Source organism: Mycobacterium sp., assembly GCF_965229105.1.
GTDB lineage: Bacteria > Actinomycetota > Actinomycetes > Mycobacteriales > Mycobacteriaceae > Mycobacterium.
Window position 1 is genome coordinate 2,433,116 of sequence record NZ_OZ245858.1, and the last position, 12,513, is coordinate 2,445,628.

General features: G+C 63.6%; 11 protein-coding genes. 8 read left to right on the forward strand and 3 right to left on the reverse strand.

Annotated elements, in window-relative coordinates; translation table 11 throughout:
- Positions 1 to 174: 174 nt before the first annotated feature.
- The 8 genes from ADBZ9O_RS11680 to ADBZ9O_RS11715 are packed head-to-tail and all read left to right on the forward strand — an operon-like array spanning position 175 to position 9,353.
- Positions 175 to 888: an MlaE family ABC transporter permease gene (locus ADBZ9O_RS11680; protein ID WP_526533079.1), complete on the forward strand. Its 714-nt coding sequence runs from the start codon at positions 175 to 177 to the stop codon at positions 886 to 888.
- Positions 889 to 896: 8 nt separating this feature from the next.
- On the forward strand, positions 897 to 1,751 hold the full coding sequence (locus tag ADBZ9O_RS11685; protein WP_526531322.1) for an MlaE family ABC transporter permease: 855 nt from the start codon (positions 897 to 899) through the stop codon (positions 1,749 to 1,751).
- Between the two features lie 2 nt (positions 1,752 to 1,753).
- Complete coding sequence (locus ADBZ9O_RS11690) at positions 1,754 to 3,133, forward strand: MCE family protein (protein WP_526533081.1); 1,380 nt, start codon at positions 1,754 to 1,756, stop codon at positions 3,131 to 3,133.
- A 28-nt stretch (positions 3,134 to 3,161) separates the two neighbouring features.
- Positions 3,162 to 4,190 (forward strand): MCE family protein, encoded by a 1,029-nt coding sequence (locus ADBZ9O_RS11695; protein ID WP_526531324.1) that lies wholly within the window; start codon positions 3,162 to 3,164, stop codon positions 4,188 to 4,190.
- On the forward strand, positions 4,187 to 5,473 hold the full coding sequence (locus tag ADBZ9O_RS11700; RefSeq protein WP_526531326.1) for an MCE family protein: 1,287 nt from the start codon (positions 4,187 to 4,189) through the stop codon (positions 5,471 to 5,473). Before ADBZ9O_RS11695 ends, ADBZ9O_RS11700 begins: the two co-directional genes overlap by 4 nt.
- Positions 5,470 to 6,774: an MCE family protein gene (locus ADBZ9O_RS11705; protein WP_526531328.1), complete on the forward strand. Its 1,305-nt coding sequence runs from the start codon at positions 5,470 to 5,472 to the stop codon at positions 6,772 to 6,774. Before ADBZ9O_RS11700 ends, ADBZ9O_RS11705 begins: the two co-directional genes overlap by 4 nt.
- 29 nt (positions 6,775 to 6,803) lie before the next feature.
- Positions 6,804 to 7,910, forward strand: a complete 1,107-nt coding sequence (locus tag ADBZ9O_RS11710; RefSeq protein WP_526533083.1) for a virulence factor Mce family protein — start codon at positions 6,804 to 6,806, stop codon at positions 7,908 to 7,910.
- The gene (locus tag ADBZ9O_RS11715) at positions 7,911 to 9,353 is read left to right on the forward strand and encodes an MCE family protein (protein WP_526531331.1); all 1,443 of its coding nucleotides are present in this window, start codon (positions 7,911 to 7,913) and stop codon (positions 9,351 to 9,353) included.
- Positions 9,354 to 9,420: 67 nt separating this feature from the next.
- On the opposite strand, the gene ADBZ9O_RS11720 is transcribed toward ADBZ9O_RS11715, so the two are convergent.
- From ADBZ9O_RS11720 to ADBZ9O_RS11730, 3 genes are all read right to left on the reverse strand, one after another.
- Entirely contained in the window at positions 9,421 to 10,818 is a 1,398-nt protein-coding gene (locus ADBZ9O_RS11720) for an adenylate/guanylate cyclase domain-containing protein (protein ID WP_526533085.1), read from the reverse strand.
- 95 nt (positions 10,819 to 10,913) lie between these two features.
- Positions 10,914 to 11,549: a TetR/AcrR family transcriptional regulator gene (locus tag ADBZ9O_RS11725; RefSeq protein ID WP_526531333.1), complete on the reverse strand. Its 636-nt coding sequence runs from the start codon at positions 11,547 to 11,549 to the stop codon at positions 10,914 to 10,916.
- 83 nt (positions 11,550 to 11,632) lie between these two features.
- Positions 11,633 to 12,481 (reverse strand): SDR family oxidoreductase, encoded by an 849-nt coding sequence (locus ADBZ9O_RS11730; protein ID WP_526531335.1) that lies wholly within the window; start codon positions 12,479 to 12,481, stop codon positions 11,633 to 11,635.
- Positions 12,482 to 12,513 lie beyond the last annotated feature (32 nt).

Below are 12,513 nucleotides of genomic sequence, written 5' to 3' on the forward strand. Positions count from 1 at the left end.
GAGCCGAGAGCGAATGCGTTCACGGCCCATGTACCGGTAGGAGGAGCATCCCATGTGGAACTACCGTGTTCGCTCGACGAGTGCGTACGAGGGTAGGGCCACGCGGTGACAGATGCAGCGACGGCGGTAACCGTCGCCACCAAACCGGTTCGTGCGCTTGGTGGTTTCTTCGCCATGGCGCTGGACACGTTCGTGGCGATGTTCAAACCGCCATTTGCCTGGCGTGAGTACGTCCTGCAGTCCTGGTTCGTGGCCCGGGTCTCGGTGGTGCCGGCGTTGATGCTGACGATGCCCTACTCGGTGCTATTGGTGTTCACCTTCAATATTCTTCTCAAAGAGTTTGGCGCAAGCGATTTTTCGGGTACCGGCGCGGCGATCGGCACGGTCAATCAGATTGGTCCCATCGTGACGGTGCTGGTGGTCTCCGGTGCGGGAGCGACCGCGATGTGCGCCGATCTCGGTGCGCGCACCATCCGAGACGAACTCGACGCGTTACGTGTGATGGGCATCAATCCGATCCAGTCGCTGGTGGTACCCCGGGTGCTTGCGGCCACCACCGTCGCGCTGGCGCTGTCCGCGACCGTGATCATCGTTGGGCTGGCGGGTGCCTTCGCCTTCTGCGTGTTTATCCAGCACGTCTCGCCCGGGGCGTTCATCACCGGTCTGACACTGCTTACCAGCGCGGGCGATGTGATCGTCTCCCTCACCAAGGCAATGCTTTTCGGGCTCGCTGCGGGTCTTATCGCGTGTTACAAGGGCATCTCTGTCGACGGCGGTCCCGCCGGTGTCGGTAATGCCGTCAACGAGACCGTCGTGTTCACCTTCATGGTGCTGTTCGCCATCAACGTGATCGTGACCGCGGTCGGCATCCAAATCACGGTCTCATAGGTGACGCGATGACCCAGGCCCTACCCAGTGCTCAGCATCCGCGGTTACGCCGCGTTGTCGATGACGCGATAAGTGGTTGGAACCGAATCGGAGCGCAGACGCAGTTCTACGCCAAGACGCTCGGCGCCATCCCGGACGCGATCCTGCACTACCGCACCGAACTGCTGAGGCTGATCGCCCAGATGGGTTTGGGCACTGGAGCGTTGGCGGTCGTCGGTGGCACCGTCGCGATCGTCGGGTTTTTGACAATCACCACCGGCGCGCTCGTCGCAGTGCAGGGATACAACCAACTGGCGTCTGTCGGATTCGAGGCGCTGACGGGATTCGCCTCGGCATTCTTCAACGTCAGGTTGATCGTGCCAGGCACCACCGCCGTCGCGCTGTCGGCGACCATCGGTGCAGGCGCAACCGCGCAACTCGGTGCCATGCGGATCAACGAGGAGATCGATGCGCTCGAGGTGATCGGTATCCGCAGTGTGACCTACCTGGCCGCCACCAGGCTGGTCGCGGGGATCGTGGTGGTTATTCCGCTGTACTGCGTCGCGGTCATGATGGCGTTCTTCGCTGCACGGGCCGGCACCACCGTGATCTACGGGCAGGGCTCGGGCGTGTACGACCACTACTTCAACACCTTCCTCAGCCCCACCGATCTGATCTGGTCCTTCGCGCAGACCGTCGCGATCACCGTCGTGATCATGTTGGTCCATACCTACTACGGATACACCGCGACGGGCGGCCCGGCAGGCGTCGGTGAGGCCGTCGGGCGCGCGGTGCGCACATCGATGGTGGTCGCCGCCGTCGAAATCGTGATGATCTCGCTGGCCGTGTACGGCCAGACCGGCAACTTCAACCTGGCGGGTTGACGATGGAGTCGCGCCCGGGGGAAAACCGCATTCACACCGCGTGGTGGACGCTCATCCTGCTGACGGTAATCGTCGTGTTCCTGATGGTGACGGCGGGCTTTTTCAGTGGGGTCTACCATTCCTATGTTCCGGTGACGCTGACCGCCGAGCGTTCGGGGCTGGTGATGGAGCCCGGCGCCAAGGTCAAGCTCCGCGGCGTCGAGGTGGGCCGGGTCAAGGATATCGCCGGTGACGGCGTACAGGCCCGACTCGAACTCGAGCTCTATCCCGATCAGGTGCAGTTCATCCCGGCCAACGTTTCGGCTCAGATCATGTCCAGCACCGCATTTGGGGCGAAGTTCGTCGACTTCGCGCTCCCGCCTGATCCGAGCCCTGGCCATATCACCGCGGGCGCGGTGCTCCGTTCGCAGAATGTCGCCAGTGAGGTGAACACGGTCTTCGAGAACGTGGCGAACCTGCTGCAGATGATCGATCCGGCCAAGTTGAACGCGGTGCTGACCGCGGTCGCAGACGGGGTGCGCGGTCAGGGTGAGCGAATGGGTCAGGCGACCACAGACCTGAACGACGTTCTCACGGCGCTGAACTCCCGCAGCGACACCATCCGGGCGGACTGGCGGTCGTTCGGGAAATTCAACGACACCTATAGCGCTGCCGCGGAGAACATCGTCTCCATCCTCGACGCCGCGAGCACGACGAGCATCACCCTCAATGATCACACGAAAGATCTGGATGCCCTGCTGCTGAACACGATCGGGATGTCGAATTCTGGCACTGCTCTGTTGGCGGCGAGCAAAGACAACATCGTCAACGCCATCAACACCTTGGAGCCGACGACGGAGTTGTTGTACAAGTACAACCCCGTCTACACCTGCTTCCTGCAGGGGGCCACATGGTTCCTCGACCACGGTGGTTACGACGCGTGGGGCGGCAAGGACGGCAAGTCGATCCAACTCGACGTCGGTCTGCTGCTGGGTAACGATCCCTACAGCTATCCGGAGAACCTGCCGATCACCGCGGCCAAGGGTGGCCCTGGCGGCGCACCCGGATGTGGGTCACTGCCGGATGCGACGAAGAACTTCCCGGTGCGCTCGCTGATCACCAACACAGGTTTCGGCACCGGGCTCGATCTGAGGCCCAATCCTGGTCTCGGCCATCCGTGTTGGGCCGACTACTTCCCGGTGACCCGCGGCGTGCCCAAGCCACCCAGCATTCGAGCTTGCCTGCCAGGACCCGCGCCGGGCCCAGTGGTCCCGCCCGGAGCACCGCCCTACGGCGCGGCGATGTACGGCCCCGGTGGAGTGCCGCTGTGGCCGGGCCTCCCACCTGCGCCGCCGCCCGCAGATCCGGCGCCGGCCGCCGACGTCGGGGGACCCACACCATGAGCGCACACGCACGGCGAGAGGCGATGTCGTGAAGGACAACTTCACCGGCGCCGCCTGGCGGCTCGGGATCTTCCTGACCGTCTGCGCATTGGGTGCCTTCGCGTTGCTCAGTGTCTTCGGGCAGTTCAGATTCGACAGCGGCAACACGTACTACGCCGTTTTCGCCAATGTGTCGGGTCTGAAGAACGGCAACCTGGTCCGCATCGCGGGTGTGGAAAGCGGGAAGGTGGAGAACATCTCGTTCAATCCTGATGCCACTCTGCGGGTAGAGTTTTCGACCGATTCCTCGGTCGTGCTCACCGAAGGCACCCAGGCCGCCGTCCGCTATGACAATGTGATCGGCGGACGCTACCTGGCACTGGAGGAAGGCGCAGGCGGACTCAAGAAGCTCGGGGCCGGGCAGACGATTCCGTTGGCCCGGACCCAGCCCGCGCTGGATCTGGACTCAGTCATCGGCGGCTTTCGCCCACTGTTTCGCGCGCTGAATCCCGATCAGGTCAACGCGCTCAGTGGCCAGCTGATGGCCGCGCTGCAGGGTCAGGGTGCCACCATCGGGTCCTTCCTGGCCCAGGCGTCGGTGGTCACCAACACCCTGGCGGACCGAGATCAGTTGATCGGCGAAGTCGTCAATAACCTCAATGTGGTCCTGGGATCGCTTGGTGGCCAGAGTGATCGGCTCGACAAGGCGGTCACCTCGCTCTCAGAACTGGTCGCGGGCCTTGCTGACCGCAAGGGTGATATCTCCAATGCGGTGGCCTACACCAATGCCGCCGCAGGCTCGATCGCTGATCTGCTGCAAAACATTCGGCAGCCCGTCGCGAAGGTGATACACGAAGCGGATCGCGCCGCTGCGATCGTCGATGCCGATCACGAGTACTTCGACAACATCCTCAATACGCTCCCCGATCGATATCAGGCTCTCGGCAGGCAAGGCATGTACGGCGATTTCTTCAGTTTCTACCTGTGTGATGTCGTGCTCAAGATGAACGGAAAGGGTGGTCAACCGGTGTACATCAAGGTGGTCGGCCAGGACACCGGACGGTGCACCCCCAAATGAAGACTTTCGCCGAGCGAAGTCCGTTGATCATCGGTGCGGTGGGGGCCGCCGTCGTCGGGGTCATCGTGGTGGGCGCACTGGAGTACCAGAAATTACCGTTCCTCAACAACGGCAAAACCTATTCCGCGTACTTCGCCGACGCGGGTGGATTATTCACCGGCGCAGGCGTTCAGGTATCGGGCTTCCCGGCGGGCAAGGTCTCGAGTATCGGACTCGACGGTAACCGGGTCCTGGTCACCTTCACCGTTGATGCGAACGTGACGATGGGTGACCTCAGTGAGGCCTCGATCAAGACCAAGAGCCTGCTCGGCACCAAGATGCTCGATGTCGTGCCTCGTGGCGCTGGTGAACTCGATGGCCCGATCCCGTTGGATCGCACTGTGTCTCCGTACCAGCTACCCGATGCATTGGCCGACCTGTCCACCACGATCAGCGGGCTGGACACCAATCAACTCTCGGATTCGCTGGCGACGGTGGCGCAGACGTTCGCCGACACTCCAGCCGATCTGAAGAGTGCGATCGCCGGGGTGGCCCGGTTCGCCCAGACCATCAACGAACGCGATGACCAACTGCGCACCCTGTTGTCGAATGCGGCCAAGGCGACCGGAGTGCTGGCCGACCGCAGCAATCAGGTGGCGAGTCTGGTCAGCGATACCAACGGGCTGCTGGCCCAGCTGCGCACGCAAAGCGATGCGATGGAACATATTTGGAGCAATATCTCCGCTGTCTCAGTTCAGCTGAAGGCATTCATCGGCGAGAACAAAGAAGCGCTCAGACCGGCCCTTGACAAACTCAACGGCGTGCTAGCCATCGTCGACAACCGCAAGGAGCGCCTGCAGAAGGCGGTCACACTGCTCAACGGGTACGCCATGTCACTGGGTGAATCGGTGTCGTCTGGCCCGTTCTTCAAGGCGTATGTGGCTAATTTGCTGCCCGGACAGTTCGTGCAACCGTTCGTCGATGCCGCATTCTCCGACCTTGGCGTGGATCCGAATGTGTTGTTACCGTCGCAACTTGACGACCCGGAGACCGGTCAGCCCGGCACCCCTGCTCTGCCTATGCCCTATCCGCGTACCGGCCAGGGTGGCGACCCTGCGCAGAATCTGCCGGATGCCATCACCGGCAACCCCGGCGATCCGCGGTATCCGTACCGCGAGCCGCTACCGGCGCCACCTCCGGGTGGCCCGCCGCCGGGACCACCCGCGCCCACCCCGCCGGGAATCGCGTCCACACCCCAACCGTCGCCCGCGCCGTTCTACGTACCCGCGCCAGGTGAGCAGTGATACGCGGAAACCGTCTGCTACGAACCGGTTTGGCGGCAGTGCTGGTGGTGACACTCGCGGCCGGTCTGTTCGTGGTAGTCCGGCACACAGAGCGCATCGCCAAGACATGGGTGACCGCCTACTTCGACAACAGCAACGCCCTGTTCGCCGGTGATGATGTGCGTATCCTCGGTGTCCCGGTCGGCAAGATCGACACCATCGAACCGCAAGCCCACCGCGCGAAGGTCACCTTCTGGGTGGATCGGGACTACGAGATTCCCGCCGACGCCAAGGCGGTCATCCTGTCCCCGCAACTGGTCACCGGCCGCGCGATCCAACTCACGCCCGCCTACACCAGCGGCCCCACCATGGCCAGCGGAGCCGTCATCGACCGCGATCGCACCGCGGTACCCGTGGAATGGGATGACTTCCGGGTCCAGCTGGAGCGGCTCACCTCATTGCTTGCTCCCACCGAGCCGGGTGGAGTCAGCACCCTCGGGTCACTCGTCAACACCTCGGCCGACAACCTGCGTGGGCAGGGGGGAAACATTCGCGATGCGGTGATCAAACTGTCGCAGGCACTGTCCACCCTCGGTGATCACAGCGACGATATCTTCACCACCTTCCGGAATCTGTCCACGTTGGTGGGCGCACTGCATGACAGCGCCGACCTGCTTGAGGCACTGAACACCAACCTGGCGTCGGTGACGTCGTTGATGGCTGACGATCCGAAGAAGGTCGGTAAGGCCGTCGAGGACCTCAATGATGTGGTGACCGACGTCCACGACTTCGCCTCCGATAACAGCGAGGCGGTTGGCACCACATCGGATAAAATCGCCTCGATCAGCACGGCGCTGGTCGCCAGCCTCGATGACATCAAGCAGACGTTGCACGTCGCGCCGAGCACCATCGCGAACTTCTACAGCATCTACGAGCCGGCCAACGGGTCCTTGACGGGAGCCTTGGCGGTCAACAACTTTGCCAACCCGATCAGCTTCATCTGCGGTGCCATCCAGGCCGCCTCCCGGTTGAATGCCGAACAGTCGTCGAAGCTCTGTGTCCAGTACCTGGCACCGATCGTGAAGAACCGCCAGTTCAACTTCCCGCCGCTGGGGGAGAACTTATTCGTCGGTGCCGAGGCCCGACCCAACGAGGTCACCTACAGCGAGCCGTGGTTGCGACCGGACTTCGTCCCGCCCGCTCCGGCGCAGCTGCCGGCAGCACTGGCGGCCGAATCGACAAGCCCTCCAGATCAATCGGTGAGTACCGATCCCGCCGCGGGTCTGCCCGGCCTGATGGTGCCCGCGGGCGGTGGCCGGTGATTCGACGGTGGCTGCGCCGCTCACCAGCCATGCTGGTGAGTCTGGCTGTCCTGGTTGGGATATCGGGTTGTCAATGGCGCGGACTGAACTCGTTGCCGATGCCCGGCACACAGGGCGGCGGCGACGGTTCGTTTGTGATCTCCGCCCAGATGCCGGATGTCAACAATATTCAGCCGAACTCCCGGGTGCGGGTCACCGATGTCGAGGTCGGCGCCGTCACCAAGATTGAACGCCAAGGCTGGCACGCCCTGGTCACCATGCGGCTCAACGGCGATGTGAACCTACCCGCGAATGCGATTGCCAAGATCGGCTTGACCAGCCTGCTGGGCTCTCTGCACATCGAGTTGGCGCCACCGACCGACGAGGCACCCCAGGGCAGGCTGCACAACGGATCGCTTATCGAGTTATCGCATGGCGCAGCGTTTCCCAGTACCGAACAGACACTGGCCGCGCTGTCGATGGTCCTCAACGGTGGCGGACTGGGCCAGGTGCAGGACATCACCGAGGCATTCAGCACCGCGTTCCGCGGTCGCGAGAACGATCTGCGCAGCATGATCCAGCAGCTGGACATCTTCACCAGAGACCTCAACGACCAGACCGGTGACATCATCGCCGCCACCGAAAGTCTCAACGACTTCGTCGGCAAGTTCGCCGCGAAGCGACCCGTACTCGATCGTGCGCTGGCGACCATCCCCGAGGCACTCGCCGAGCTGAACAAGGAAAAGGACAATCTGATCGAGGCCGCCGACAAGCTGGGTCAATTCAGTGCTCTGACGGTCGACACGGTCAACCAGTCCAAAGAGAATCTGGTCAAGGAACTCAAACACATTGGGCCCGTGCTGGAGTCGTTGGCGAACGCGGGACCCAGCCTGACCAGATCACTGAGCTTCATCCCCACCTACCCGTTTCCCAACGAGACCATCGAGAAGTGGCAACGCGGTGATTACGCCAACCTGACGGCGATCGTCGACCTCACCTTGAGTCGTCTCGACAGCGGTTTCTTCACCGGCACCCGGTGGGAGGGCGACCTCACCGAGCTCGAATTGCAGTGGGGACGCACCATCGGCCAGTTCCCCAGCCCGTACACCGGAGGCAATCCGCTGATCGCGCCCTATCGCTTTGATCAGGGGCCCTAGATGCGACTGCACAGGCAGATGAAGATCCAGCTCGCACTGTTCGCGATCATCGCGATCATCGCGGTCGGGCTGATGACACTGCATTTCATGAAGCTGCCGGCGATGATCTTCGGTGTCGGGCGCTACACGGTGACCATGGAGTTGCCGCAGACCGGTGGCCTCTACAGCGGCGGCAACGTCACCTACCGCGGTACCGAGGTGGGCCGGGTGGAATCGGTCGGGCTCACCCACACCGGGGTGCAGGCCGTGCTGTCGCTGAAGTCCGGGATCGACATCCCCTCTGATCTGAAGGCCGAGGTGCACAGTCAGTCCGCGATCGGTGAGCAGTACGTCGCGTTGTTACCCCGCACAGCGGACGCGCCACCACTGCGTGACGGCGATGTCATCCCACTGGCCGATACCTCGGTGCCGCCCGATATCAACAAACTGCTGACGGCTGCGAACAGGGGTCTGGAGGCGATCCCGCGTGACAACCTCAAGACCGTGATCGACGAGTCTTACACTGCGGTCGGCGGTCTCGGGCCGGAGCTGTCTCGGATAGTCAAAGGCGGCTCCGATCTCGCGATCGATGCCAGGAAGAACCTGGACCCGTTGATCTCGCTGATCGACCAGGCGCAACCGGTGTTGGATTCGCAGACCGACACCTCGGCGGCCATCCAGTCCTGGGCGTCAAATATCGCGACAGTGACAGATCAGCTGCAGACGCATGATCCGGCCGTGCGAGGGATCCTCACCAATGGTCCTGCCGCAGCGGATTCTGTCCGGCAATTCATCGACCGAGTGACGCCCACGTTGCCGATCATGATGGCGAACCTGGTCAGTATCGGCCAGGTGGGTGTCACCTACCGCGACGATATCGAACAGCTGTTGGTGCTGTTTCCGCAAACCATTTCCGCCAGCCAGGCCGGTATCGTGGCCAACGCCAACACCAATCAGGCCTACCGTGGCGAGTACTTGAGCTTCAACCTGAATATCAATCTGCCCCCACCCTGCACCACGGGTTTCATCCCGGCGCAGCAGCAGCGCAACCCCACTGAGGTCGACTACCCCGAGCATGCGGCGGGGGATCTGTATTGCCGGGTGCCACAGGATTCGCAGTTCAATGTCCGTGGTGCGCGCAATATCCCCTGTGAGACGGTCATCGGCAAACGGGCCCCGACGGTGAAGATGTGCGAATCCGGTGAGCAGTACGTGCCGCTCAACGATGGTTTCAACTGGAAGGGCGATCCGAACGCCACTCTGTCCGGGCAGGCGATTCCGCAGTTGCCGCCAGGGACTGCGGCCGCCGCGCTCCCGGCGCCCGATGCACTGCCGGCCGCCCCGTACGATCCAGTGACTGGCACCTACGTCGGCCCCGACGGTAAGCAGTACACGCAATCCGATCTGGCCGAGGGCAATTCGGGTGCGAAGACCTGGCAGGACATGCTCTTGCCCGCGAAGTAAGACGGTCGGCGCCGGCTCAACCGCCCCGGCGGTAATTTCAGAACCTGGTCCGGTGAAGGTGTGGATCTCATTGCCCGATTGGCGCTGAGATGTCAGTCGGTGCCGAACGGCCACGCAACATTATCGAGCCCACCGAGGACCAGCGAGTGGCTTCCGACGTCGCTGCGGCGCGGGCAATGACCGCACCGGAGGCCAGGATTCGCTGCGGTGCTGCTTTGGCCCGGTCCGCCAGCCGGGCCGCTTCGTTGACCGGATCACCGATCACGGTGTACTCGAATCGGCTCAGTGCACCCACGAAACCGGCGAAGACCGAGCCGGCGGATACCCCGATCCCGAAATCGAGGTCGGGCAGGTGACGCATGTCGATGGCGAGTTCACGGGCGGTCGCCAGGGCGTCCTCTGCGGCAGTGGTGCTGTGCAGCGGCGCCCCGAACAGCGCGAGTGCGGCGTCACCCTGAAACTTGTTGACGAACCCGCGGTGACTGTCGACAACGGTGACAACGGTCTGAAAGAAGTCGTTGAGAACGTCGGCGACCTCCTGCGGTGGACGACTCGCTGCGAATTCGGTGGACCCGGTGAGGTCGACGAAGAGGATCGCTACCTCACGCACGTCGCGGTAAAGCGACTCGTCGCGATCGACGAGCAGCCGCACGACATCGGCGCCGACGTTGCGGCCGAACAGATCCTGAAGCCTGTCCCGCTCTCGCAACCCGGCCGCCATCCGGTTGAATCCGCTTTGCAGCCGCCCGATTTCGGACTGCTCGTAAATATCGACGGTGTGTTCGAGATGGCCGTGTTCCACCTCGGTCATCGCCTCGACGACCTCGCGGATCGGATCGGAGATCGATCGTGACACCAGAATGATGGCCCGCAATCCCCACAACACGGCCACCAGCGAGAGCACCAGGACGGGAACTTCCACCGACGCCGATGTGTCGATCAGCCAGCCGGTGGCCCTGGTCGCGATCAACAGTGCGATCCCCAAACTCGGCAGCGCGCAACACAACACCCACATGCTCAGCAGTCGAGCCAGCACGCCGGGTGCGGTGTCGCGGGTTCCGATGATGGGTGTGGCAACAGCCGTGATCGGGCGAAGGGTGCGCATGGTCAGCAACAGGGCGGTACAGATGGCCGCCGTGGCGCCGAAGAAGATCGCGGGCGCGGTCAGCACCGCCACCGCCAGAGCGCTGTCGAGGTTGACCCATACGACCACCGCGCCGCTGGCAACCCAGGTGATCACCAGCAGCCGCGACTGGCGCCGCCCGATACCGATCGCCCAGCGCACTTGTGGCGGGGTGGGATCCGCGCCGGCGACGAACCAGCGCAGCGTCGGCCAGATATTCGCCACGCTGCCCATCGCGACGACCACGATGGCCGCGATGACGACCGTGAGAATCACCCCTGAGCTGTCGCCGTCGAACATGCTGTGCGCTGCGCCTGTGGTCTCTCGGCCCAACGCGGTCATGATGAAGACCACCTCGGTGACCGAGAGAATATGCGCGATGGTGACGCCGGCCGCGTACCGAAATGCCACGCCGGTGGCGGTGGAACTGGCCCGTTTCACCCAGCCCGCGCCCCGGCACCGGCAGAGACTCCGATACCACTGAGGCAGAACGCCACCAGATGCTCGACATCGGCCACCGGGGGCCGTCGATCCGATCCGATGTAGCGGCGCAACGTTCCCATCGTGGCGTGGAACACCGCGTCGGCATCCCGGTCAGGGGCGGGACGGCCCATCTGCGTGATCGGGGCGGTGAGCAGCGTGCGCAGGGGTGCCATCACCTCATCGTCGGAGGCTTTCCGGTGGGCACTGGCCGACATCTGGGCGAGCGTCGCGGCGCACAAGCTGAACAGGTGGGGGTCGGTAACCTGCGCAAGCAATCCCTCGACCCATCGGGCGACCTTGACCGCCGGGTCGAGTTCGCGACTCATCTGCTCCTCCAGCGAGGCGGCGACGATCGCGGTACCGCGTTGCATCACCGCCAGTAGCAGGTCGTCCTTGCCGCTGAAGTACCGGTAAAACGCCTTGTTGCAGGTACCGGCCTCCGCGACGATGTCACTGACCTTGGGTGGCTCCGGCGCCGACCTCGCCATCACGCGCACTGCAGCCGACAGGATCTGATCGATCTCCGCTGGCGCCGGCCCGCTGCGCTGTACCGAGATGTGCTCGTCGGCGACCGGCGTGGAGGTGCGCATGGAAGAGAATAACCTTCTCGCTGAGCGCTATGATGATTTCCGCAGAGAATCGTCGCGCCGATTCTCCGGATCCCGCGCCGCGCTCAGGCGGTAGCGGTTGGGGGATCGAGGAACAGGTCGGGAATCGGGTGTTCCCCGCCGCCGTAACCGGACAGATCCGTGACTCCGGCGGCGATGAGAAGGTCGGCGTCGATGAAGCACTGCCCGGTGGTTTCGCGGGCCGACCGGCAGAGGATCTCCACGGCCGCATCAGCCATGATTTCCGGGCTGCGCGACGACGCGGCAAGGCTGCTGCCCTCGGCCAGACTGGTCACCGCCGCGGTGGCGATGTATGTCTCGGGCCACAGGCAGTTCGACGCGATACCGGAGTCGGCGAACTCGGCAGCCCAGCCCAGTCCGAGCAGCGTCATCCCGTACTTGGACAGCGTGTAGGACGGGTGTCTGCCCAGCCAGTGCGGGTTCATATTGATCGGTGGGGAGATGGTCAGAATGTGCGGGTTCGACGATCGGCGCAGATGAGGTAAACACGCTCTGGTCAGCAGAAACGTCCCACGGCAGTTGATGTCCTGCATCAGGTCGTACTTTTTGGCGGACAGCTCTTCGCTTCCCTCGGTGGCGATCGCACTGGCGTTGTTGACGCAGATATCCACACCGCCGAACCGTTCGATCGCCGTATCGACCGCGCGCTGCACGTCCTCTTCCTTGCGGACATCGCCGACCACGGCGGCGGCCCGACCGCCGGCGGCCTCGATCTCCTCGACGGCGGTGTAGACCGTGCCCTTCAGTTTGGGATGAGGCTCCGCGGTCTTGGCCAACAGCACCACGTTGGCGCCCCGGCGGGCGGCCCCGATCGCGATCGCGAGGCCGATCCCGCGGCTGGCGCCGGAGATGACCATGGTGCGGTCGGTGAGGGAACTGCTCTGTTGCGCCATAGGTCTCCCGGGATACGTCGATTCACCGCCGG

Coding starts and splice junctions, on each gene's coding strand:
- ADBZ9O_RS11720 (WP_526533085.1), bottom strand. CDS start 10,818: ATGACCGCGTTGGGCCGAGAGACCACAGGCGCAGCGCACAGCATGTTC.
- ADBZ9O_RS11730 (WP_526531335.1), bottom strand. CDS start 12,481: ATGGCGCAACAGAGCAGTTCCCTCACCGACCGCACCATGGTCATCTCC.
- ADBZ9O_RS11715 (WP_526531331.1), top strand. CDS start 7,911: ATGCGACTGCACAGGCAGATGAAGATCCAGCTCGCACTGTTCGCGATC.
- ADBZ9O_RS11700 (WP_526531326.1), top strand. CDS start 4,187: ATGAAGACTTTCGCCGAGCGAAGTCCGTTGATCATCGGTGCGGTGGGG.
- ADBZ9O_RS11685 (WP_526531322.1), top strand. CDS start 897: ATGACCCAGGCCCTACCCAGTGCTCAGCATCCGCGGTTACGCCGCGTT.
- ADBZ9O_RS11690 (WP_526533081.1), top strand. CDS start 1,754: ATGGAGTCGCGCCCGGGGGAAAACCGCATTCACACCGCGTGGTGGACG.
- ADBZ9O_RS11725 (WP_526531333.1), bottom strand. CDS start 11,549: ATGCGCACCTCCACGCCGGTCGCCGACGAGCACATCTCGGTACAGCGC.
- ADBZ9O_RS11680 (WP_526533079.1), top strand. CDS start 175: ATGGCGCTGGACACGTTCGTGGCGATGTTCAAACCGCCATTTGCCTGG.
- ADBZ9O_RS11710 (WP_526533083.1), top strand. CDS start 6,804: ATGCTGGTGAGTCTGGCTGTCCTGGTTGGGATATCGGGTTGTCAATGG.